The 22,978-nt window shown below is 57.9% G+C and carries 20 protein-coding genes; 10 read left to right on the top strand and 10 right to left on the bottom strand.

The features are described from left to right. Positions 1-236: 236 nt before the first annotated feature. From ASF70_RS03090 to ASF70_RS03050, 9 genes are all read right to left on the bottom strand, one after another. Positions 237-1,895: an ABC transporter ATP-binding protein gene (locus ASF70_RS03090; protein WP_062577340.1), complete on the bottom strand. Its 1,659-nt coding sequence runs from the start codon at positions 1,893-1,895 to the stop codon at positions 237-239. Continuing rightward, positions 1,892-2,809: an ABC transporter permease gene (locus tag ASF70_RS03085; protein ID WP_062577337.1), complete on the bottom strand. Its 918-nt coding sequence runs from the start codon at positions 2,807-2,809 to the stop codon at positions 1,892-1,894. Before ASF70_RS03085 ends, ASF70_RS03090 begins: the two co-directional genes overlap by 4 nt. 12 nt (positions 2,810-2,821) lie before the next feature. Next, positions 2,822-3,736, bottom strand: coding sequence for an ABC transporter permease (locus ASF70_RS03080; protein ID WP_062577335.1), 915 nt, complete (start codon positions 3,734-3,736; stop codon positions 2,822-2,824). Between the two features lie 80 nt (positions 3,737-3,816). After that, on the bottom strand, positions 3,817-5,304 hold the full coding sequence (locus tag ASF70_RS03075; RefSeq protein WP_244473931.1) for an ABC transporter substrate-binding protein: 1,488 nt from the start codon (positions 5,302-5,304) through the stop codon (positions 3,817-3,819). A 92-nt stretch (positions 5,305-5,396) separates the two neighbouring features. Beyond that, entirely contained in the window at positions 5,397-6,302 is a 906-nt protein-coding gene (kdgD, locus tag ASF70_RS03070; protein WP_062577331.1) for a 5-dehydro-4-deoxyglucarate dehydratase, read from the bottom strand. Between the two features lie 70 nt (positions 6,303-6,372). Next, on the bottom strand, positions 6,373-7,110 hold the full coding sequence (locus ASF70_RS03065) for a FadR/GntR family transcriptional regulator (RefSeq protein WP_062577329.1): 738 nt from the start codon (positions 7,108-7,110) through the stop codon (positions 6,373-6,375). A gap of 396 nt (positions 7,111-7,506) precedes the next feature. Then, positions 7,507-8,646, bottom strand: coding sequence for a mandelate racemase/muconate lactonizing enzyme family protein (locus ASF70_RS03060; protein WP_062577327.1), 1,140 nt, complete (start codon positions 8,644-8,646; stop codon positions 7,507-7,509). A 13-nt stretch (positions 8,647-8,659) separates the two neighbouring features. Continuing rightward, on the bottom strand, positions 8,660-9,577 hold the full coding sequence (locus ASF70_RS03055) for a dihydrodipicolinate synthase family protein (protein ID WP_062577531.1): 918 nt from the start codon (positions 9,575-9,577) through the stop codon (positions 8,660-8,662). Continuing rightward, a complete protein-coding gene (locus tag ASF70_RS03050; RefSeq protein ID WP_244473930.1) occupies positions 9,570-10,277 on the bottom strand; it encodes a GntR family transcriptional regulator in 708 nt (235 codons plus the stop codon). The genes ASF70_RS03055 and ASF70_RS03050 overlap by 8 nt, the downstream gene beginning before the upstream one ends. Before the next feature lie 126 nt (positions 10,278-10,403). On the opposite strand from ASF70_RS03050, the gene ASF70_RS03045 reads away from it, so the two are divergent. The 6 genes from ASF70_RS03045 to ASF70_RS03020 are packed head-to-tail and all read left to right on the top strand — an operon-like array spanning position 10,404 to position 17,303. Further along, a complete protein-coding gene (locus tag ASF70_RS03045; protein ID WP_062577323.1) occupies positions 10,404-11,996 on the top strand; it encodes an ABC transporter substrate-binding protein in 1,593 nt (530 codons plus the stop codon). 22 nt (positions 11,997-12,018) lie between these two features. Further along, positions 12,019-13,077 carry an ABC transporter permease gene (locus ASF70_RS03040; protein ID WP_062577322.1) on the top strand — a complete coding sequence of 353 codons (1,059 nt, stop codon included), beginning with the start codon at positions 12,019-12,021 and terminating at the stop codon, positions 13,075-13,077. A gap of 4 nt (positions 13,078-13,081) precedes the next feature. After that, positions 13,082-13,996, top strand: coding sequence for an ABC transporter permease (locus tag ASF70_RS03035; RefSeq protein WP_062577320.1), 915 nt, complete (start codon positions 13,082-13,084; stop codon positions 13,994-13,996). Continuing rightward, positions 13,989-14,837 carry an ABC transporter ATP-binding protein gene (locus tag ASF70_RS03030; RefSeq protein WP_062577318.1) on the top strand — a complete coding sequence of 283 codons (849 nt, stop codon included), beginning with the start codon at positions 13,989-13,991 and terminating at the stop codon, positions 14,835-14,837. Before ASF70_RS03035 ends, ASF70_RS03030 begins: the two co-directional genes overlap by 8 nt. Position 14,838: 1 nt before the next feature. Continuing rightward, complete coding sequence (locus ASF70_RS03025; protein WP_062577316.1) at positions 14,839-15,660, top strand: ABC transporter ATP-binding protein; 822 nt, start codon at positions 14,839-14,841, stop codon at positions 15,658-15,660. A 44-nt stretch (positions 15,661-15,704) separates the two neighbouring features. Then, a complete protein-coding gene (locus ASF70_RS03020) occupies positions 15,705-17,303 on the top strand; it encodes a glycoside hydrolase family 43 protein (RefSeq protein ID WP_062577314.1) in 1,599 nt (532 codons plus the stop codon). 182 nt (positions 17,304-17,485) lie between these two features. Here the strand turns inward: ASF70_RS03020 and ASF70_RS03015 are convergent, their stop codons facing one another. After that, positions 17,486-18,190, bottom strand: a complete 705-nt coding sequence (locus tag ASF70_RS03015; protein ID WP_062577313.1) for a transcriptional regulator NanR — start codon at positions 18,188-18,190, stop codon at positions 17,486-17,488. A 183-nt stretch (positions 18,191-18,373) separates the two neighbouring features. On the opposite strand from ASF70_RS03015, the gene oiaX reads away from it, so the two are divergent. The 4 genes from oiaX (at position 18,374) to ASF70_RS02995 (ending at position 22,957) form a co-directional block, all read left to right on the top strand. Beyond that, a complete protein-coding gene (gene oiaX, locus ASF70_RS03010) occupies positions 18,374-19,633 on the top strand; it encodes a 3-oxo-isoapionate-4-phosphate decarboxylase OiaX (RefSeq protein WP_062577310.1) in 1,260 nt (419 codons plus the stop codon). A 5-nt stretch (positions 19,634-19,638) separates the two neighbouring features. After that, the gene (locus tag ASF70_RS03005; RefSeq protein WP_062577308.1) at positions 19,639-20,976 is read left to right on the top strand and encodes a four-carbon acid sugar kinase family protein; all 1,338 of its coding nucleotides are present in this window, start codon (positions 19,639-19,641) and stop codon (positions 20,974-20,976) included. 141 nt (positions 20,977-21,117) lie between these two features. After that, positions 21,118-21,945, top strand: coding sequence for a phosphogluconate dehydrogenase C-terminal domain-containing protein (locus ASF70_RS03000; protein ID WP_062577307.1), 828 nt, complete (start codon positions 21,118-21,120; stop codon positions 21,943-21,945). A 70-nt stretch (positions 21,946-22,015) separates the two neighbouring features. Beyond that, the gene (locus tag ASF70_RS02995) at positions 22,016-22,957 is read left to right on the top strand and encodes a D-ribose ABC transporter substrate-binding protein (RefSeq protein WP_062577305.1); all 942 of its coding nucleotides are present in this window, start codon (positions 22,016-22,018) and stop codon (positions 22,955-22,957) included. The last annotated feature ends 21 nt before the right edge of the window (positions 22,958-22,978 follow it).

Below are 22,978 nucleotides of genomic sequence, written 5' to 3'. Positions count from 1 at the left end.
GTCCGTCTCCTCAGAGTAACGGACTCTACCAAAATTTGGAGGAAGTTTTGGGTCTCAGGTCATCACGGAAAAACAGAACTCAACAAAGCCTCCGTAATCTTTGCTTATAAGAACTCTCTTACCTTCCCCCACGAGTGGGAGGAATTCTGAGACGCATCTTCCAGCGATCAGCGAGCAAAGCCGCGGATATCAGTCGATACCGCGGCTATTGGCGGGCTGAAGCGACGAGCGTGGGATTAAGCGCCCTTTACCGTTTCTGACAACGGGAGGTCGAGCCATTTCGGCTTCGGGGTCGCGTTTAAAAGCAAGCGTGTGTAGTCGTGCTTCGGTGAAGAGAACAGTGAAACGGCATCATTCTCTTCCACCACTTTTCCACGCTGCATCACAAGAATCCGGTCTGCAATTGCTCGAACGATCGGCAGATCATGCGTGATGAAGATGTACGAGAGCCCGAGTGTGCGCTGCAGATCGGCCAGAAGTTCTATGACCTGCATCTGTATAGACACATCAAGAGCCGAAACGGCCTCGTCGCAGACGATGAGTTCGGGCTCGCTCGCGAGAGCTCTCGCTATCGCGATACGTTGACGCTGACCACCGGAAAACTGGTGCGGATATCGATCAACGTGCTCGGCCTTTAAACCAACAAGTTCCAGAAGTTCCACCACGCGTTCGCTCCACCGGGCACGTGGGAGGATATCTCTGTGGATAGCCCATGGCTCCGAGATGATCTGTCGCACATTCATGCGGGGATTCATCGAGCCAAACGGGTCCTGAAACACCATCTGTACACGACGTCGAAAGCTGTTTAGCGCCTTGCCCTCAAGTTCGAATATGTCCTCTCCTGCAAAGAGTGCACGACCGGAGGTCGGTGTATTCAGCCGCAGGAGCATGCGCGCTATGCTCGATTTTCCGGACCCGGACTCCCCGACAATACCTACCGTCTCTCCACGGTGGAGCACGAAAGATACCTCGTCAACTGCCCGAAACTCTTGCTTGGACGCGAGCGCGCCCGAACCCAGGAGGTAATGCTTGCTGAGGTTCTCGACTTTCAGCAAAACTTCCTTGCCTACAGCCTCACGCTGGGGGCGATTTGTGTCCTCCAGATGCGGCACGGCTGCCATCAGCCGCCTCGTATAAGCGTGCGCGGGATTGGTGAATACCTCCCTCGCCTCTCCGCTTTCCACGACCTTCCCGCCATTCATGACGATGATCCGATCGGCCATCGCGGCCGCCACCTCGAGATCATGCGTGATCATTATCAACGCCATTCCCGTTTCCTGCTGCAGATCACGCAACAGTTCAAGGATCTGGGCTTGCACGCTGACATCGAGGGCAGTCGTCGGTTCGTCGGCGATCAGTATGTCCGGTTTTAGCGCGATCGCCATCGCGATCATAACTCTCTGGCGCTGACCGCCGGAAAACTGGTGCGGATAGTAGTCTATACGGTCTTTCGCGTCCGGTATGCCGACGCGTTCGAGCAATCGGATAACCTCATCGCGGACTGTGGTTGTCTGGGCCTCCCCGTGGGCCTCGAACACTTCAGCAATCTGTCGTCCCACGGTGAACACGGGATTAAGGTATGCCAGGGGGTCCTGAAAGATCATCGCAATGCGCTGGCCGTTAAGCTTGCGCCTATGCTCGTTGCTAAGACGCGAGATGTCGTTGCCGTCGAACACCAGCGATCCTGCAACGATATCCCCCGGCGGGCAGTCGATGAGCCCCATCACCGTACCGGTGCTGACGCTCTTGCCAGAACCGCTTTCGCCAAGGATGACGAGTGTCTCGCCAGGACATACGTTGAACGACACGTCGTCCACGGCTCTCACGGGATCGCCTTCGGACAAGAAATCGACGGTCAGATTGTCGATCGTGAGAATAGGTTTTGATTTGGTCATCGAGGCGCCTTTCGCAGCGACTGCAGACGCCAGCGTTGGGAGGGATCGGCAACGGTACGAGCCCAGCTCGCCAGTATATTCAAGGACAAGGTAGTAAGGAGAATTGCAAGGCCCGGCCAAAAGGCGATCCACCACGCAGTCGAGAGGTAACCGCGGCCATTCGCAACCATCGCTCCCCAAGTGAAGTTCGGCGGCTGGATGCCGAGACCGAGAAAGCTCAACGATGATTCTGCCAAGATGACGGTGGCGAAGTCGATTGCGGCGATTGTCACCAGTGTCGGCAGCACCAACGGCGCAATGTGCCGGAACAGGATGCGACGGCTGCTTGCACCCATCGAAAGTGCTGCACTGACAAACATGCGCTCGCGCAGTTCCAGCACTTCCGCTCGTGCCGTTCGGATGAAGACCGGCATGCGGGTGATGGCAAGGACGATCACCAAATTCGTCATGCTTGGACCAAGCGTATAAAGCACGATCAAGGCTAGCAGCAGCGAGGGAAAGCTCATTATGACATCGGCAAGACGCAGGATAACGTGGCTGTACCAACGTTCCGAATAGCCTGCGATCAGTCCGAGTGCGCCACCCACAAACATGGAGCAGCACACAGCGGCCGCCGCTATGGCGAGCGTCGTCTGCGCACCCACGATGAGCCTTGCAAGTATCGGCCGGCCGAGGGTATCCGCGCCTAGAATGTAGATGAATCCCTGATCCAGAGAAAAGGGCGCGAGGTTGCGTTGTCTGAGGCCAAGCTTGCCGGCCATATCACCGACCAGCAGCGGGCCGAACAGCACGCAGACAACAAGGATGAACAAGAAGATCGCGGCACAAAGTGCCAGCTTGTCGCGCGTCAGATAGATTGCGAGCTGATGCAGGTTCCCAGGCGACTTTGTGGAAACAATTGTCGTATCGGCCATGGTCGTCCTCCCTCAGTAGCGGATGCGTGGATCGAGTGCGACATAAAGAAGGTCGATCGCGATGTTGACGACGAAGATGGCGATCGCTGTGACGAGGATCGTCGACTGAACTACCGCAAAGTCGCGCTGGATAATTGAATCGATCATGAGCTTGCCGATGCCAGGCCATCCGAAGATGGTTTCAACCACGACTGCACCGTTGACCAGACCTGTCATAAGGTCACCGGCGACGGTGATGACCGGCAGGAGCGAATTGCGAAGCGCATGACCAAAGATGATCTTACGCCGCTTCATGCCTTTTGCATGCGCAGTCTTGATGTAAGGTGAGGCAAGTGCCGAAATCATTGTGCCGCGTACGACCTGTACGAGAAGGCCGAATGGACGCAGCATCAACACTGCAATTGGCATGATCCAGTGAAGGGCCGTTCCAGTTCCTGACGTTGGGAAGAGACCAAGTCCAACAGAGAAAACAAGGATGCCGACGATTGCGATCCAGAAATCAGGCGTGCTCGCACCCGCCAGCGACACGACTCCGGCGATACGGTCGAAAAGACTTCCTGGACGTGCGGCCGCCATCGCTCCGATAAAAATCGCCAGGCCTGTCGAAAGCGTCATCGCGACGATGGCGAGTTGCAGCGTTGCGGGAAAGGCCTCAAGCGCCACTTCAAGCGCGGAGCGGTTCTGGCGCAGAGATTGACCAAAATCCAGGGACAAGAGGTTGCTCAGGTACTGAAGGAACTGCATGTAGATAGGCTGGTCGAGGCCATTCAACTTTGCGAACGCCTGGCGGGCTTCGAGGCTGGAGTCGAGAGGCAGGTAGAGGGCTGAAGGATCACCCGTAAGCCGCGTGAGGAAAAAGACGAGCGTCAGCAGACCGATCACCGAAATGACGCTGTGATAAGCTCGCCGCCCTATATAAGCGAACATCGCGCATACCCCTGATTTTACTGGATGGAGTGCGAGCGCCAGACACCGTGGTCAGGCGCTCGATCGACTGGCGTGACCCGTCAGTTTTTCAGGCCGATATTGGCAAGGGGGATCTCGCTGTTGGTCGAGATATCCGGCTTCCAATCGAGACGCTTACCGACGCGGGTGTAACCGATCATGTGGAACATCGGGATATCCAGCACGAGTTCGTCATGCGCTTTGTTAAAGATCGCCTTGAACCTTGTCGTACGGTCGTCGCCAGTTGCCGCGAGTGCGTCGGCCACTTGGGCGTCGAGCGCGGCATCCTTGACTGTAGAGTAGCTGCCTGCCGAGGTGTAGAAGATCGGGATCGTGAAGGCAGCATCGCCCTTGTTGTTGTCGTGCATCATCTGCAGAAGGCTAGGTCCGCGTCCTTCCGGGAACGGCTTTTGCAAATAGCGCAGCCAGTCATTCACATCGAGCATGGTAAGCTTGACGTTGAGGCCGGCTTCCTGCCACATCGCCGCCATGGCTTCCATAGCCTCCGAGCCGTTCGGATAAATGCCATTGCGGCCGATGAGCTCTATCTCGGTCTCAACCGGCACGCCGGCTGCCTTTGCCTCGGCTACCAGCGCGGAGGCCTGCGCCGCGTCGTAAGTCCATGGAGCAAGCTTGTCGTCATGACCATTAATGCCGGTCACCGACATTTGAGAAGCGCGCTTGATGTCGTCTCCGAAGAGCTGCGCAAGTCCATCCCAGTCGATGGCAAGGTTCAACGCTTTGCGGACACGAACGTCATCGAGTGGCGCAAAGCCGGTGTCGATGCGCAAAGCAGTGGTTTCCGAGTTCAGATAGGCAAAATCGGTTTCCGGCGTGGTCGCATCCTGAATGGCGATCGAAGGCGTCAGGTCCGCTTCTCCAGTCTCTACCATTGCAGCTCGGATCGATGATTCCTGACGCCACACGTAGCTTGCCTTGGTAAACGCGGGCTTCTTGCCCCAATAGCCGTTGAACGCGTCAAGAACCACAGTTTGGGGTGAGAAACTGGCCAGCTTGAATGGCCCGGTACCGACAGGATCATTGACCGCCTTGTCGGCCGGTGTTTTGGGCGAGACAACCATAACGACACTTAGCAGAGTCGGTAGGATCGGCTGCGGCTTGTCTGACTTGACCTCTATTGTCAGTTCGTCGACTGCCGTAACCGTAAGCTTGGAGTCGCCGAACTTTGCAATGTTGCTGCAAGTCACCTTGCCGCCGGTCATGCGTTCGATAGAGTATTTTACCGCTGCTGCATTGAACGCTTCACCGTCCTGAAACTTCACGCCTTCACGCAGCTTGAAGCGCCAGGTGTTTGGATCGATCTGGCTCCACTCGGTCGCAAGTGCAGGAGTGGCTTGGCCGGTTGCCGCGTCTATAACAGTAAGCGGCTCTACAACGTTGCGGCTCAGAATTTGACCAACATTGGTTATGATCGTGCCACAAGGCTCGAGATTTGCAGGCTGCTCAGGCAGCACGATCTTGATCTCGTTTGTGGTCTGAGCACCGACTTGGCCAGCCAGAACGGCGACGGCTACGGCGCTTGCCAGCATCAAATTGTATCTCATTGTCATTGCACTCCTCCCAAGTGAATAGTGACCATTCGATATGATTGCCCTTTAGGCGTGTCGAACCATTATCGTTCTTAGGCCGACACGGCCTCGATAAGTTCTCTGAGAATTTCCTTTTCATCTCCAGTCAGATCGACCAATGGCGGCCGGACCGGGCCCGGCGTGTATCCAACCAGATCCACGCCCGCCTTTATAATGGAAACCGGATATCCAGCTTTCCGATCTCGCAACTCCGCGAATGGAAAAAAGAATGTGTGAAGTATGCTCTCCATCGTCGCGCTGTCGTTGCTGCGCATTGCATTGTAGAAACGAATGGCGAGTTGCGGGACGAAATTGAAAACTGCCGACGAGTATGTCGTCACACCGACGCCGTTGAAGCCCTCGGCGAAGAGTTCATGTGTCGGCATTCCGCCGATATAGCAAAGTCGATCGCCGAGCTTTGCTGTGACATGGCGAACCAGGTCTACCCTGCCTGTTCCGTCCTTGAAACCGATGAGGTTCGGGCAAGCGTCCGCAAGCCTGGCAACCGTATCGGCGTTCGCCACGGAGTTTGCACGATTGTAAAGGATGACGCCGAGGTCCGTAGAGTCGCAGACGGCTTTCACATGGGCGAAGATGCCGTCCTGTGGAGCTTCGGTCAGATAATGGGGCAGCAGCAAAACGCCGTCTGCGCCAACCTTTTCCACGATGCGCGCCGTCTCTACTGAGAGAGCAGTACCATAGCCGCAACCCGCGATAATCGGCACATCTCCTGAAACATCCTTGGCGGCTTCCGTAACGAGACCGACTTCTTGCGGAGTAAGAGAGAAGAATTCTCCTGTACCGCCAGCGGAGAAGAGCGCGGCTGCGCCAAAGCCAGACAACCATTCAACGTGCCGCCGGTAGCTATCGAGGTTGAGCTTGTAGTCCGGATCGAAATGCGTAACGGGGAACGACAAAAGGCCAGAACCCACGCGGACTTTCAGTTCATTAGGCGACAACAGACTTCCTCCTAGTAATCTACCGAGAAAAAGTCATATGACAACTAAAAATACAAGTCAACGCGTGTTGTCATATGTCCTTAGGACGGCGAGCAGCTAATGCTCGATAGCGCTTTATGCCGGTCACAAGATGTTTTCGCATTGCGTCGCGTGCGAGCTCAGGATCGCGTGCTGCGATTGCGTCGGCAATGCTCCTGTGCTCTTCCCATATAGACTCGTCACGGCTGGGCAGAGGATCCAACCCACCCATAACCTTCCGAAACTTCACGCGTGGGATCATTCGACGCCCGACATGCTCCAAAAACGTGCGAAAGCGCGCGTTGTTCGTGGCGCTGGCAACCGCGACATGGAATGCGAAGTCAGCCTCGTCCGTCGGCATGGAACTGGCCACAAGAGCGCCAAATCGCTCGACCTGGCTATGTATTTCTGCCTCCTGGGCTGGCGAACTGCGCGATGCAGCGAGGCCTGCGGCCTCCACCTCAATTCCAATACGTAATTCGAGTTCCTCGATTATGTCGGAAATCCTGTCGGTTTCTCCAGTAAAGAGACCCGCGATCGTGTCCACCTGTGAAAGGCCAGTGACGTAAACTCCCGACCCTTGTCGCGACTCGACAAGCCCGTCTGCCCGCAGTTCGGCGAGCGCCTCTCGTATAACCGTTCGGCTATGTCCGAACCTGGCGATCAGCGCCGCCTCCGTAGGCAGTTTGTCGCCGATTGCAAAGTATCCGTCGTCTATCTGAACTCTGATTGCATCGACGACGCCCGATGCAAGAGATCGGCGTATTCCTTGTTTTTGGACCCAGCCCATATCGATCCTTCGCATTAAACCAGCAGCTAAACAAATAGCACAGGTCCAACGTGAGGACGACTTGTTCTTATTTGTCATATCACTGGACTATCACAACATCTCGGCCAAGATGTCATGCCTTGGCGATCAGCTTGATCTAGAATGCTGTGGAGCGTTCCCATCTGCAAGATCGAGTAGGCGGGCGTCGAGAAGATGGCAAGGGCGCAAGGCGGTGCTTCCTCATCGCACCTGATATCGCATTCGCGCCTTCATATTGGATCTTCGATACGTCGCGAAAGAGCCGGTGCTAGTGACGAGCTCCTCTTCTGCCTGACGCGGAGTTCGAAACAGATGACGACGCAAGTATCTTATGGTTGGTCCACGACAAGCAGCAACTGGATATCGCTGCTTGTGAGCTTAGGGATAGGCCGTCGAGCCATCCGGTTTTTGTGTGATCTTGCGCTGCCAGTGGACGTAGTCGTCGGTTAGCAGAGCCTTTTCGTCGATCTCAATCCCCCATCCCGGACGGTCGGGTCGAAGCTCCATATGGCCATCGACTGGCATGTATGGATCAAGCGCCCACGGCGCGTGGACATGTGGCTTGAACTCAAGGATCTGAAAATTCGGCTGGGCGGCGCAGAAATGGATGTTGGCGGCGGTTGCTAGCGGACCCATTGGGTTGTGGGGGGCGACCGTCACATAGTGCGCCTCCGCAAGCGTTGCGATTCGCCGCATTTCCGACATGCCACCGACAACGCAGATGTCCGGTTGAATGATGTCGGCGCCCTGAGCCGACAAAAGCGAGAGGAATTCGAAGCGGTTGTAGAGCGACTCGCCGGTGGCGAGCGGAACGTTGACCTTCGATTTCAATTCCCGCCATGCCGGGATGTGCTCGGGACGAATAGGCTCCTCGTAGAAAAGCGGGTCGTTCGGGGCAATCGCGGCCGCCAGTTGAACCGCCTTGTAGGGTTCAAAGATTTTGGCATGCGCGTCGAAGGCAAATTCGAAATGTGAAGGGGTAATTTCGCGGATTCGCCCGAACCAGTCGCCGGTTTCCTTGACCAGCTCCCCCCACCGCCCGGTATGCAGATCGCGCCGGTACGGGCTGAGCTTGAACGCCGTGTAACCGTAATCCTCGTTGAGCTTGAGCGTCTGGTCAAGCGCATGCTCGGCATCCGGCGCCGTGTAGACGCCGCAGTAAACGCGCACCCGGTCACGGACGCTGCCGCCCAGCAGCATGTAGACAGGCAGACCCGCGGCCTTGCCGGCGATATCCCATAATGCGTGATCGATTGCGGAAATCGCGGCAAGGCCCAGGGCTCCGGGAGGAAACCGGCATTGTTGGTTTAGTTTGAGGACGAGATATTCGACCCGGCGCGGATCCTCGCCTTCGATCTGGTGAAACAGGTAGTCGAGAAGCGGCGGCAGTGACCAGTCCGGGCCGTGATTGTAGCATTCGCCCCAGCCGCTGATGCCTTCGCTGGTCTCGATCTTGAGCAGCAGGCGGGGACGCTCGTCCACGCGCTGCATGTATGTCTTGATGCCGGTGATATGCACTGCTGATCCTCCCTTAGGCAGCTTTTGCGGAGCGAATGCTGTCCACAACCTCACCAAGGATTTTGCGCTCGGACGCGTTTAACTCGACCACACCAGGTATCCGCACGGGCCCGACATCCGTTCCAAGCATGCCTAGCGCTTCCTTGACGACGGTGACGTTGGCGCCGTTGTTGTATTTTGTTCGAAGCGACTCGAACGGGGCAATTCCATCGATCAGACTGCGCGCCGTAGCATAATCGCCGGACTCGAGCGCCTTGTGGATGGCGTGCGAGCGCTCGGGGAAGACGTTGACGAGGCCCGAGGTGAAGCCGCGTGCGCCCATGGCGTAAAATGCCGGCGCCCAGCCTTCCGCCAGTCCGCAGACCCAAATTGCCGGGGCATCATGGGTGGTGCGGATAACCTCGGCCAACAGCATCAGATTGGGGGAGGCGAACTTGATGCCAGCAATGTTGGGGTGCAGCGCCAGTCGGCGGAAATCGTCTACAGAGAAACCGTCGCTGCGCACGTAGGCGATAACTGGGACCGTGCAGAAATCTGCCAGATCGAGAAAATAGGCTGCCTGGAAGGCCGGTCCTGCGAAAGGGTCCATGGGATGATGCCCCATGATCGCATCGGCGCCCTCGGCGATAGCGTCGCGCGCCAGCGCCTTCGCATCGGTTAGCGACCGGCCAACGGCCGCACTGACGAGTGCCATGCCGTCTGCAGCCTTGATCGTCGTACCGTGCACGAGACGGATCTCATCCATCGTCAGCGTGAAAAACTCGCCGGTATTGCCGGCCGCCATGAGATTGTGGACCTTTGCCGCGGCAAGTCCCTTAATCAGCCGATCGAGCTTCTCAACATCAATCGATCCGTCGCTTCCGTATGGCGTCACTGGAACGCCTGAGATCCCGGAAAGGGCACGTCTTACGGCCTGTAGTTTGTCAGTCACGCTCACTATCCTTCTGATTTCCGAATACGATCGACAGGTAGGTTTCGCCCGAACGTACGACGTGGTCGCGCATAGAGCGCTCCGCCATGTCCGCATCTCCGGCAACGATCGCGTCGGCGATGGCCACATGCTCCTCAAGCGCTTTCTGGCGCTCCGCCGGATCGAGGTGAATAACGCGACGGATGCTGGCGTCGTAAAATTGCTGACGTTCGATCAACTTAGCCAGATAGCTGCACCGCGAGCTTCTATGGATGAGATCGTGGAAGGCTTCATTGAGCGCAATCAGACTATCGGCGTCACCCGAAGTGGTTGCCTCGCGCATCAGGTTGGCGGTTGCCACCAGTTCCGAACCATCCTTCCTGTCGATCCGCTTCGCAGCCAGACGGGCGATCATCGATTCCAGCGCAGCGCGCGCAAGGATCATCTCCTCCGCCCAGCTGCTCGCAAACCGGATGATCACACCGCGCCGCGGCAGGGCCTCGACCAGCCCTTCCGTTTCCAGCTGACGAAGGGCTTCCTTGATCGGCGTCGTGCTTACGCCGAACTGCTCGGCGAGGCTGCGCTCGTTAACTTTTTCGCCGGTAGCGAAACGCCCTGACAGGATGGCTGCACGCATCGTCCGATGAACATGATCCCGCACGGTCACATTAAAGCTTGCGTCAATTTTCTCAAATCCAGCTCCACTCGCTGGCGTGCCCAAGCTGCTGATCATTTTCCAAATTCCGTTGACGCGCTGTCGTTAATATGAGATCTGGTATATCAGATTTGTTATTCTTGTCGATAGCAAATTTTGGACAACCAGGTTGAGGAGCCTTGGGAGAAGAACATGCCGAAGCTAAATTTCGTTGCCATCGCGAGTGCTGCGGTCCTCGCATACAGCTCCGCCCCCGTATTCGCAAAAACACCGCCGGATCAATTGGTCATCGCCATCATGATGACGACGATGCGCGGCCTCGATCCTCACGAGATCAACCAGCTCGAAGCAGCCGAGGTCGTCGCTAATCTTTACGATCGGCTTATTGAGCTGCCTGCCGATAATGTCACAGTGCCAAAACCCTCACTTGCCGAGAGCTGGACGGTGTCTGAGGATGGGAGGACATTCACTTTCAAAATCCGTCAAGGCGTGAGGTTTCATTCTGGCAATCCCCTCACTGCAAAGGACGTGGAGTGGTCTCTGCACCGGCTTGTAAATCTCGGGCTCGCACCTTCTACCGACCTTCGCCAATGGGGGTTCTCGGCCAAAAATGTCGATACTCTGATCCGAGCGACGGATGATCATACACTTGTACTGCAGACACCCGAAGTCTGGAACCCGAACCTCATTCTCTACTCCCTGGCCAGCTTCTCGACGTCGATCGTTGACAGCGCCTTTCTGGCGAGCCGGGAGAAAAACGGCGACTGGGCGCGCAATTATCTTCAGACCAGAGACGCGGGATCCGGGCCGTATTCCCTGACGACCTGGCGCTCCAATCAGCTTCTGATCGCCGATGCAGTCCCGGAATACTGGAAGGGCGTGCCCGCGATGCGGCGCGTGTTCATGAGCCATATTCCGGAATCGTCGGCTCAGCGGCTGCAGATCGATGCCGGCGACGTTGACGTCGCGACGCGGTTGTCTTCAACGGACCTTTTAGGGCTCGAGGCCGATGGCAAGGTCTCCGTCCAGAAGGTACCCGGTTTCGGCTTCTACTATCTAGCACTGAACCAAAAAGATGAAATCCTCTCAAAGCCCAAAGTTCGCGAGGCTTTCCGCTATCTTATCGACTACGACGGGCTCAGCAGCACCGTGATGAAATATTACGGCACCAAACAGCAGTCGATCATTCCGGCTGGCCTCCCGGGCGCACGGGGCGACAACCCGTACAAGTTAGACATCGACAAAGCGAAACAGCTAATTGCTGAAGCGGGTTATCCTGATGGATTTTCGAAAGTCTATTTCGCACAACCCGGCACCCCGGAATCAGAAGTCGGCATCTCGTTGCAAAACAATGCCGCCAAGGCCGGCATTAAACTCGATTTGCAGATCGGCGACCAGATCGGCAAGTTCCGCTCCCGTCAGTTCGAGCTGTTCTCTTCACGTACTGGTGATCGCCTTCCAGATCCGCATGCAGTTCTTCAGTCATATGCCACGAACGCCGACAATTCCGATGCAGCTAAGCTTGCCGGGCTGGTTGCCTGGCGCACGGCCTGGGATGTCCCCAAGGATATACAGGATTTGGTGATGGCGGCCGCTCACGAGATCGATCCGGAGAAACGCGAGGAACTGTATGGACGGATCAACGAAGCCTATATGCGCGCCTCGCCCGCTCTGGTCACGTCGTTCCAGCGTACCGATCCCAAAGCCGTCCGCACGGAAGTGAAAGGCTATGTTGGGCATCCGACTTGGCTGACACGCTGGGACACCGTTTCAAAAAGCGAATGACGTGCGAACCAAGGATAGTGCCATGAGTATTTCCCAAACCGCAGCCCCTCCCGTTCCAAGCCATTCGTTTCTCAAGGCAGCACGGAAAGTCGCCGCCTCGGCGGTCGTGATCATGACGACAATGCTCGGTCTGCTGGTCATCACATTCGTCGTCGGACGCATGGTCCCTGCCGATCCTGTCATCGCCGCGATCGGCGATCAGGCGGACCAAGCGACATATGACCGCGTCTACAAGGAGATGGGCCTAGACCGGTCAATCTACGTGCAGTTCGCAAATTACCTCGGCAATGCCGTGCAGCTTGATTTCGGTCAGTCGAATATCACTAAGCAGCCCGTGGTCAACGATCTTGCGCGGGTGTTTCCCGCCACGCTGGAACTGGCGACCCTTGCGACACTGATCGGCGCCGGTCTCGGCGTCCCCCTCGGCGTGATCGCCGCGGTCCGCAAGGGTACGTGGGTGGACCATATCGCCCGTGTCGTCGGCCTGCTCGGATACTCGACGCCGATCTTCTGGCTCGGCACGATTGTCATCCTGCTGTTTTACGCGCACCTCGGCGTGATCCCGCCCGGCGGCCGGATCTATGTCTACAACGAGGGGATCGTCGAAGCGCGGACAAATTCCGTGCTCGTCGACAGCCTGCTGGGCGGACACTGGGATGTCTTCTGGAGTGCGTTGCACCACCTTATCGCGCCGGCTCTGATCCTCGGGTATGCGGCAATGGCCTATCTCAGCCGCATGACACGCAGCTTCATGCTGGAACAGCTTCACCAGGAATACATCCTCACCGCCCGCGCCAAAGGCCTTGGCAAACGACCGATCATCTGGCGGCACGCGTTCCGCAACATCCGGGTACAGCTCCTTACCGTCGTTGCCCTCGCCTATTGCGGCCTGCTCGACGGCACCGTGCTGATTGAGACAGTGTTCGCATGGCCAGGGCTTGGACAATACCTCACCTCCGCCCTGTTCTTCGCTGACATGAATGCGGTGCTCGGAAGTGTTTTCCTGATCGGTTTGATCTCGATTGCCATCAACTTCCTGTCCGACATCGCCTATCGCTTTATTGATCCGAGGACCCGGTGATCCCATGACAAAATCAGGCACGTTCTCAGACATTCACACCTGGCTGATCAGTGAGGAATTCACTTCCACGCGCCAGGCACGCTTGCACAGCATCTATATCGCTTGGCTCAGCCTGGTCGCCAATCCGCTTGCTCTGGCAGGTTTCGTTGTCATAGTCTTCCTGGTCGTCATGGCGTCCCTGGCGCCTGTCATCCCGCTTCAGGATCCCATCGCCCAGGACTTCATGAAGGCACTGCAGTCTCCGTCTGCCGCGCACTGGTTTGGCACCGACGAATTCGGGCGCGATGTTTTCGCGCGGCTGGTTTATGGCGGTCGTACGACGCTTTACATCGCCATTCTCGTCACCATCATTGTCGGCCCGATCGGCTTCGTGATCGGTGCGACTGCTGGTTATCTCGGCGGTTGGGTCGATGTCGTTTTGATGCGCATCACCGACATCTTCCTGTCGTTCCCAAGTCTTGTCCTCGCGTTGGCATTCTCCGCAGCACTGGGACCTGGTATTGAGAATGCAGTGATCGCCATTGCATTGACGGTGTGGCCGCCGATTGCCCGTCTTACCCGCGCCGAAACACTGACATTTCGCCAAGCGGACTTCGTCGTTGCGGCAGAACTGCAGGGCGCTGGTATGGGCCGCATCCTGCTGCGTCATATCGTGCCGCTCTGCGCACCGTCGGTGATCGTACGCCTGACGCTCAACATGTCGAGCATCATCCTCACCGCCGCCGGCCTCGGCTTTCTCGGGCTCGGCGCGCAGCCACCGCTGCCAGAATGGGGCTCGATGGCTGCATCCGGCCGGCAGTACCTGCTGGATGCCTGGTGGCTAACGACTGTTCCGGGGATCGCCATCCTCGTCGTCAGCCTTGCCTTCAACCTGCTCGGTGACGGGCTGCGTGACATCATGGATCCCCGCAATGCATGAATCGAAAGACACCATCCTGACGGTCGACAACATGTCGGTCGAATTTCCATCGCTGTCAGGTGCAGTCCGAGCTGTACAGCATGTCTCTTTCACCGTTGGTCGCGAGAAGATCGGCATCATCGGAGAATCCGGATCAGGCAAGAGCACGACCGGGCGCGCCATCATGCGACTGCAGCCACCGAATGCCGCGGTCAAGGCGGATCGGATGCGATTTGAAGACATCGATCTGCTCAGCGCCACGGAAGAGGAGATGCAGTCGATCCGCGGTCGACGCATCGCCATGATCCTTCAGGATCCTAAATATTCACTCAATCCGGTCATGAGCATCGGCGAGCAGATATCCGAAACGGTGATCCTGCATGAGCGAGCCTCCAAGAAGGAAGCCCGCGACCGCACTCTTACCATGCTGGAAAGAGTGCAGATACGCGATCCGCAGCGTGTGTTCGATCTCTACCCGCACGAAGTCTCTGGCGGCATGGGACAGCGCATTATGATCTCCATGATGCTGATCGCCTCCCCCTCGCTGATCATCGCGGATGAGCCGACTTCGGCGCTGGACGTCACTGTCCGCCAGCAGGTGCTTTCGATCCTTGATGAACTCGTGACGGAGAGAAACATAGGTCTGATTTTCATTTCGCATGACCTCAATCTCGTTCGCAGTTTCTGCGACAGGGTCATCATCATGTATGCGGGTCGCGTTGTGGAAACGATCGCCGCCGCGGACCTTCATCAGGCCACGCACCCTTATACGCGCGGTCTTCTCAACGCCCTGCCGAGTCTTGACCATCCCCGCGACAGGCTGGAAGTGCTTCGTCGCGACCCCGCCTGGCTGGAGAACTGATATGCCCATGATCAAGATCGATCACCTCGCCGTTTCCTATGGCAGCGGTGAAACCTTCGTACAGGTCGTCCAGGACGTTTCCTTCGAGGTCGCGAAAGGCGAGGCTTTTGGACTGGTCGGCGAGAGCGGCTGCGGGAAATCCACGGTGCTTGGTGCGCTCGCCGGGCGCAACAAGCAATGGACGGGGACCCTTCAAATCGATGGCGAAACGATCACACAGAAGCGTAGCCGTGGGCAGCTTGCCAAACAACAACTGGTTTTCCAGGATCCATTCGGTTCGATCCACCCACGACACACGATCGGTCGCACCTTGCTCGAGCCGCTGGAAATCCATGGCAAGGACCAGCGCCACGAACGCATCGAGAAAGTCCTGACTGATGTCGGCCTGCCGCTTAACTTCCGCTATCGTTATCCGCACCAGCTATCAGGAGGGCAACGTCAGCGCGTCGCGATTGCCCGCGCCTTGATCCTCGAGCCTCGGATCCTGCTTCTCGACGAGCCGACCTCCGCGCTCGACGTCTCGATCCAGGCGGAAATCCTCAACTTGCTCAAGGATCTGAGGGAGCGTGAAAACCTCACCTATATCCTGGTCAGCCACGACCTCGCAGTCGTCGCACATCTGTGCGACCGGGTTGCGGTGATGCAAAGCGGCGGTTTTGTCGAGATCGCTACAAGGCAGCAGTTGCTAGAAAATACGGTGCAGCACGCTTACACCCGCACGCTTATGGATGGCAGCCGTGGCTATGTCGCCCGACCCAGAAAGCGAGACGTCGCTACCGGTTTCTCCGCTGGCCCCGTTGGCGTGACCGGCGTCACCGCCTGATTGTCACGAGCCCCGAATACAGCATGACCTAGTGGAGTGAGACCGTGATCCAGAACCCCATTCTTCCCGGCTTCCATCCGGATCCGTCCATCTGCCGAGTCGGAGACGACTATTACATCGCTGTCTCGACATTCGAATGGTATCCCGGCGTCCAGATCTTTCATTCCCGGGATTTGCGGGACTGGCGCCTTGTGAAAAGACCGCTCGACCGAGCCGAGCAGCTGGATCTCCGTGGTACACCGGATTCCTGTGGAGTCTGGGCGCCGTGCCTGACCCACGCCGAAGGCCGTTTCTGGTTGATCTACACAGACGTCAAGCGCAAGAGAGGCTCGTTCAAGGACTGCCATAACTATTTGGTGACGTCGGATACCATCAACGGTCCATGGTCTGCCCCCACCTATCTGAATTCCTCCGGCTTCGACCCCTCACTGTTCCATGACGACGATGGCCGCAAATGGCTGTTGAACCTGACCTGGGATTACCGGGCGCGCCCGTCGAGGTTCGGCGGCATCGTCCTGCAGGAATACAACCATGACCAGGGTGGGCTGATCGGTCCGATCACCAATATATTCGCCGGCTCGCCACATGGCCTTGCCGAAGGCCCACACTTGTACCGGCGCGACGGGTGGTACCATCTTCTGGTCGCCGAAGGCGGCACCGGTATGCGGCATGCCGTGACGATGGCGCGCTCGACGGACATTTTCGGTCCTTATGTGCTTCACCCGGCCACCCATGTCGTCACCAGCCGGTTTCATCCGGACGCCAACCTCCAGCGGGCGGGTCACGGCGATCTGGTGGAAACACCGGACGGCGAAATTTATCTCGTTCATCTTTGCAGCCGCCGGCTTCCCGGTATCGGCCGTTCGGTGCTGGGGCGGGAGACCGCGATACAGAAATGCGCATGGGGTGACGATGGCTGGTTGCGGCTACAAGGCGAGCCCTTCGTTCCGCAGGAAACAGTTTCGATGCCCGGCGGCGCGCAGCAAATTTCGTTGTCCGAGACGGAACGTTACACGTTCGATCCACAGACCGGCCTTGCTGACCCGTTCCAGTGGTTGCGAACCCCTAATCCTGACAGGCTGTTTTCTCTTGCGGCGCGACCGGGCCATCTACGGCTGATCGGGCGGGAATCCGTCGGGTCTTGGTATGAGCAGTCGCTTGTTGCGCGGCGACAAACGCATTTCGATTACGATGCCGAAACTGAAGTTGATGCCGATCCGGAAAGCTACCACCAGATGGCAGGGCTGATCACCTACTACAATAGTTTCGCCTACTACTACCTTTGCCTGACCCATGACGAAAAAGTGGGGCGGTCGCTTCAGCTCCTTTATTGCGATGGCGCGTGGCCCGAAGGCAAAACGACGCTCGCTCTGGAGGACGCTGTTGCCGTGCCCCCCGGGCCTGTGGAAATGAGGATCGAAGTCAGGGGAGCCGTTGCACGGTTCCTTTACTGGAAAGATGATGCTTGGCTGCGGATTGGACCAGTGCTCGATCATTCCGCGCTCTCCGACGAAAGCGGCGAAGGGGAACACGCCAATTTCACCGGTGCGTTTGTTGGAATGTCGGCTAATGACACCAGCGGACAAGCTATGTGCGCAGATTTCTCATATTTCACATATTCGTCTGGCTGTTATACGCTTTGAACGAGACGAACCGCTACCTCGCAGGTGACTGGCTAAACCTTCGTTGCAGAAGACGCCGCGTACTCGTACGCCGGACCCCTTCGCACGGACCTACGGATCGAATAGTCTACTGATGGAAATAGTGATTTTGCTTACGATACCCGTCGACCTGCTGTCAGAACACCCGTCCCTCTATGGCCTTGCTACCGTGTGTACAAAGCCCTAGACCGTTCGAGGTGCTTGAGGACCGCCGCATCGGCACCGTCGACATCCTTTGCGGCCAGTCGGTCGAGGATCTCCTCATGCTCGACGAGCGTGAATTTCTCCTTGCCGGTCCAGATGAGCATGTCCGTGTAATAGGTCTTCAGCCATGCCAGCATTGCTTCGCTGACGGCAACGAAGATCGGGTTTCCGGTGATCTGAGCAATGCGCGTGTGAAACTGCATATCCGCCGCAATGAACTCCTCCGCGTTTCCGAGGGATCGGCGTTGATGTTGGATGATGTCGCGCAGATCATTTATGTCCTGCGGCCCGATTCGCGCGGCGGCCTCGCGTGCCATGCCGCGCTCGAAGAATATCCGGGTGCTCTTCAGATACTCGAGACTGTCGGATGATCGCTGCAGCATGATCTTGGCAGTGAGGTCGACCTGTCTGAAGATCGATCTGGCGGTCAGTTGCAACACCTTGGCGCGTTCGCCGTGCGAAATGCTAACGAGGCCCATATTAGCAAGCGACTGCATCGCCTCGCGGATTGCTGGGCGTCCCACGCCGAACCGCTCCATTAGCACCCGCTCTGACGGCATTTCGTCACCCGGGTTCAGTTCTCCAAGAGTGATCATTCGTTCCAGTCTGTCGAAAACTTCGTCCGAAAGCTTCCGACGAACAATCTGTTCTTCTGGTTGGTTCATGGCGTCACGCTGGCTCACAACTTTGTTCCTCGTGCCGTTTTAGACAATTTCAACAAGTCCTGCCCGCTGGAAATCAAAGCTCCACACCGAAATTCCTCTTTCCTGCGAATGGAATACTCATTATACCACTTTCGCAGTTGGCGCCAAGCCCTGAGTGGCTGGCGAGAGGAGCAACCGAGTTCAATGACGATCACACTGACATACCGTATCGAGACCCCCGGCAGTCCCGAAGCCATGGCCTCCAAGATCGCCAGCGATCAGTCGACGGGCACCTTCGTACCCTTACCGGGCGAGACGGAGGAGTTGAAGTCAAGGGTCGCTGCCCGCGTCGTCGCGGTCCGCCCGTTGGAAAACGCCGAGACGCCGACCTGGCCGGAGGTCGGAAAAACCCATCCCCCGCTGTCTCGCGCTGATGTGGACATCGAGTTTCCGCTCGATGCGATCGGAACCGATCTTTCGGCGCTGATGACGATTGCGATTGGCGGGGTCTACTCGATCAAGGGCATGACCGGGATCCGCGTCATCGACATGAAGTTGCCTGCGGCTTTTGGTGAAGCGCATCCCGGCCCGCAATTTGGCATTGCCGGCAGCCGTCGCCTTACGGGCGTCCGGGGTCGCCCGATCATCGGAACCATCGTCAAGCCTGCGCTCGGTCTGAGGCCGCACGAAACCGCTGAATTGGTCGACGAACTGGTACAATCCGGCGTCGATTTCATCAAGGACGACGAGAAGCTGATGAGCCCGGCTTATTCATCGCTCGAGCAGCGCGTTGCCGCCATTATGCCCCTGATCCTCGACCACGAGCAGAAAACCGGCAAGAAAGTCATGTACGCATTCGGCATCTCGCATGCCGACCCCGACCAGATGATGCGCAATCACGATCTGGTTCTGAAGGCAGGCGGCAACTGCGCGGTCGTCAACATCAACTCGATCGGGCTCGGCGGCATAACGTTTCTGCGCAAGCGATCAGAACTTGTCCTCCACGCGCATCGCAACGGATGGGACATTTTGACACGCGACCCGGGCGCCGGGATGGATTTCAAGGTCTGGCAGCAGTTCTGGCGTCTTATCGGCGTCGACCAGTTCCAGATCAACGGGATCCGCGTCAAATACTGGGAACCGGACGAAAGTTTCGTTGCGTCGTTCGAGGCGCTGAGCACGCCGCTCTTCGACGCCTCCGATTGCCCGCTTCCCGTGGCCGGCTCCGGACAATGGGGCGGGCAGGCAGCCGACACCTATAACCGGACCGGCCGCACCACGGATCTGCTTTATCTCTGCGGCGGCGGTATCGTCAGCCATCCGGGGGGACCTGCCGCAGGTGTCCGGGCGGTACAGCAGGCGTGGCAGGCAGCGGTGTCCAATATACCGATCGAGATCTATGCCGCAGACCATCCCGAACTTGCCGCTTCGATTGCCAAGTTCTCCGACGGTAAGGGGGCTTGAAGCTCATGTCCCGGCTTCTCCTCAGCTTTTACGGCGACGATTTTACCGGCTCCACCGACGTCATGGAGGCGCTCGCATCGAACGGGATCGCAACCGTGCTGTTCCTGGGCAGGCCCGACGGTGACATGTTGGAGCGGTTCAAGGATTGCCGGGCGCTCGGCATTGCCGGCTCCAGCCGAAGCGAGACGCCGGAATGGATGGAAGCGCATCTTACGCCGGCACTCGCTTGGCTGCAGAACCAACACGCCGAGATCTGCCACTACAAGGTCTGCTCGACCTTCGATTCAAGCCCGACAATTGGCAATATCGGCAAGGCGATAGAGATCGGCAAACGCCTGTTCAACCAGCCCTGTGTTCCGGTCGTGGTCGGCGCCCCCCAGCTCAAACGTTACACCGCCTTCGGGCACCTGTTTGCCGCCTATCAGGGCAAGGTCTACCGGATCGACCGCCATCCCGTGATGAGCCGGCATCCGGTCACGCCGATGGATGAGGCAGACCTTACCTTGCATCTCGGCAAGCAAACCAGCCTTCCGATCGGTCTCGCCGACCTCGCAACACTGACAGCCGCCGGGTCGGATGCGCTTGTCGATGCACAAAGATATGAAGCACCGAGCATCTGCATTCTGGATGTCGAAGGCGACGCAACACAGCTTGCGGCCGGCCGGCAATTGCTGCGGCAGAAAGCGGCGACTGACGGGCTTTTCGTCGCAGGCTCGTCCGGTGTCGAATACGCGGTGATTAACGCATGGAGAAACGAAGGCGTGATCGGCGAAAAGACCGAGTTCCCCTCGCCCGGCCCGGTCGACAGAATTGCGGTCGTATCGGGAAGCGTGTCGCCGACCACCGAGAGGCAGATCCGGACCGCTGCGTCGGAAGGTTTCGATACCGTGGGAGTCGATCCGCTCGCCCTGCTGGGCGAAGAAGGTGACCGTGTCGTTGAATCAGCAGTCGCGCGCGGGATCAGCAGCTTGAGCGCTGGCAGAAGCGTCGTGCTGAATACCGCGCTTGGTCCCTCTGCTGATCGCGGCGGGGAGATCGATCGCGTTCCTGGCGCCCGCCACTGCCTCGGCAGAAGCCTTGGCGTCATCCTCCGCCGGCTGGTCGAACAAGAGGGCCTAAAGCGCGCTGTGATCGCCGGCGGAGATACGTCGAGCCATGCGCTCCTAGAGTTGCGCATCGAAGCGCTGACAACACTCCTGCCCCTTCCCCAAACCCCGGGCTCCCCCCTTTGCACCGCACACGGCAACTACCGCCCAACAAACGGCCTGCAGATCGCGCTCAAGGGCGGCCAAGTCGGGACGGATAGCTACTTTGCACAGATCCGGGATGGGAGAAGCAGCTAGTAATGGCGCCTGGATCAATGCTGATTGACACATGACGAGCCAGAGATATGACAGCGCCGCCTCACAGAAACATCATAACATACTCATTGACTCATCATACCAGTTAGCGTAAACCACCTAAAACTAAGGTGGTGAGGAAACATGACTGCAATTGCTCTGTTCGGCGCGGGCGGGAAGATGGGATACCGGCTCGCTAAAAACCTCAAAGGTTCACGTTACGACGTTCGCCACGTGGAAGTGAGCGATGCCGGAAAGGCTAAGCTAGAAAACGAGCTCGGCTTGTCCTGCGTGCCGGCTGACCGCGCGCTTGATGGCGCCGATGTCGTGATCCTGGCAGTGCCAGACACCGCAATCGGCAAGGTTGCAGCATCGATTTCCGATAAGTTAAAGCCCGACACTATGGTAGTGGCGCTCGATGCGGCAGCGCCTTTCGCCGGTCACTTGCCCAAGCGCGACGACCTGATCTATTTCGTCACGCATCCCTGCCACCCGCCGATCTTCAACGACGAGACGGACATGCGAGCGAAAAAGGATCATTTCGGCGGCGTCTTTGCCAAGCAGCACATAGTCTCGGCGCTGATGCAGGGGCCTGATAGTGCTTATGAAGTGGGTGAAGAGATAGCCAAGCTGATTTGGGCGCCGGTCATGCGCTCGCACAGGGTAACTGTCGAGCAGATGGCGATGCTGGAGCCAGGTCTTTCCGAAACGGTCTGCGCCTCGCTTCTGGTCGTCATGCGCCAGGCGATGGACGAATGTGTCGCAAGGGGTGTTCCCGAGGAAGCCGCTCGCGACTTCCTGCTCGGCCACATGAACGTCCTGGGCGCCGTGATCTTCAAGGAGGTTGATGGAGTGTTCTCTGACGCCTGCAACAAGGCGATCGAGTTCGGCATCCCGGCGCTGATGCGCGACGATTGGAAACGGGTGTTCGAGCCTAAGGAAATCGCCGACAGCATTCAGCGTATTACTTGATCCGCCGAGGGCTTTGCCCTTCAACTAGCAGCCCCGAGGGAGACGGGGCTTTTTTAACCGGGAGGAAACCATGAAATTGACACGTAGACTGACTGTGACCGTTTTTGCAGGCTTGCTGACCATGGGCGCAGCGATGCCTGCCTTTTCAGCGGATCTGATCGCCATCATCACACCGGCACATGACAATCCGTTCTTCAAGGCCGAGGCCGTCGGTGCCGAAGCCAAGGCGAAGGAGCTTGGATACGAAGCTTTAGTCATGACCCACGACGACGACGCCAACAAGCAGTCGCAGATGATCGACACGGCGATCGGCCGCGGCGCCAAGGCCATCATTCTCGACAATGCCGGTGCCGATGCAACTGTGGCTGCTCTCAAGAAAGCCAAGGACGCGGGCATTCCGTCGTTCCTGATCGACCGCGAGATCAATGCCACCGGCGTCGCCGTTGCGCAGATCGTCTCCAACAACTACCAGGGCGCCCAGCTCGGTGCCCAGGAATTCGTCAAGCTGATGGGCGAAAAGGGCAATTATGTCGAACTGGTCGGCAAGGAATCCGACACCAATGCCGGCATCCGCTCGCAGGGCTATAACGACGTCATCGGCGACTATCCGGAGCTGAAGAACGTCGCCAAGCAGTCCGCCAACTGGAGCCAGACGGAAGCCTATGCGAAGATGGAGACCATCCTGCAGGCCAACCCTGATATCAAGGGCGTGATCTCCGGCAACGACACCATGGCGATGGGCGCCATCGCCGCGCTGCAGGCCGCCGGCCGCAAGGACGTGATCGTCGTCGGCTTTGACGGTTCGAACGATGTGCGTGACTCGATCAAGGCGGGCGGCATCAAGGCCACCGTTCTGCAGCCTGCCTATGCTCAGGCCCAGATGGCTGTCGAGCAGGCCGATGCCTACATCAAGAACAAGACTGCGCCGAAGGAAGAAAAGCAGCTGATGGACTGCGTGCTCATCAATGCCGACAACGCCTCCAAGCTCGAGACCTTTGCACTGAGCAAATAACCCGGGTTCCAGAACCGGAGA

It is taken from the genome of Rhizobium sp. Leaf321, assembly GCF_001423215.1.
Lineage (GTDB): Bacteria > Pseudomonadota > Alphaproteobacteria > Rhizobiales > Rhizobiaceae > Neorhizobium > Neorhizobium soli.
This window is presented reverse-complemented; position numbering and strand designations above follow the sequence as displayed.

Coding starts and splice junctions, on each gene's coding strand:
- ASF70_RS03090 (WP_062577340.1), bottom strand. CDS start 1,895: ATGACCAAATCAAAACCTATTCTCACGATCGACAATCTGACCGTCGAT.
- ASF70_RS03085 (WP_062577337.1), bottom strand. CDS start 2,809: ATGGCCGATACGACAATTGTTTCCACAAAGTCGCCTGGGAACCTGCAT.
- ASF70_RS03080 (WP_062577335.1), bottom strand. CDS start 3,736: ATGTTCGCTTATATAGGGCGGCGAGCTTATCACAGCGTCATTTCGGTG.
- ASF70_RS03075 (WP_244473931.1), bottom strand. CDS start 5,304: ATGCTGGCAAGCGCCGTAGCCGTCGCCGTTCTGGCTGGCCAAGTCGGT.
- ASF70_RS03065 (WP_062577329.1), bottom strand. CDS start 7,110: ATGGGCTGGGTCCAAAAACAAGGAATACGCCGATCTCTTGCATCGGGC.
- ASF70_RS03045 (WP_062577323.1), top strand. CDS start 10,404: ATGCCGAAGCTAAATTTCGTTGCCATCGCGAGTGCTGCGGTCCTCGCA.
- ASF70_RS03040 (WP_062577322.1), top strand. CDS start 12,019: ATGAGTATTTCCCAAACCGCAGCCCCTCCCGTTCCAAGCCATTCGTTT.
- ASF70_RS03035 (WP_062577320.1), top strand. CDS start 13,082: ATGACAAAATCAGGCACGTTCTCAGACATTCACACCTGGCTGATCAGT.
- ASF70_RS03030 (WP_062577318.1), top strand. CDS start 13,989: ATGCATGAATCGAAAGACACCATCCTGACGGTCGACAACATGTCGGTC.
- ASF70_RS03025 (WP_062577316.1), top strand. CDS start 14,839: ATGCCCATGATCAAGATCGATCACCTCGCCGTTTCCTATGGCAGCGGT.
- ASF70_RS03015 (WP_062577313.1), bottom strand. CDS start 18,190: ATGAACCAACCAGAAGAACAGATTGTTCGTCGGAAGCTTTCGGACGAA.
- oiaX (WP_062577310.1), top strand. CDS start 18,374: ATGACGATCACACTGACATACCGTATCGAGACCCCCGGCAGTCCCGAA.
- ASF70_RS03005 (WP_062577308.1), top strand. CDS start 19,639: ATGTCCCGGCTTCTCCTCAGCTTTTACGGCGACGATTTTACCGGCTCC.
- ASF70_RS03000 (WP_062577307.1), top strand. CDS start 21,118: ATGACTGCAATTGCTCTGTTCGGCGCGGGCGGGAAGATGGGATACCGG.
- ASF70_RS02995 (WP_062577305.1), top strand. CDS start 22,016: ATGAAATTGACACGTAGACTGACTGTGACCGTTTTTGCAGGCTTGCTG.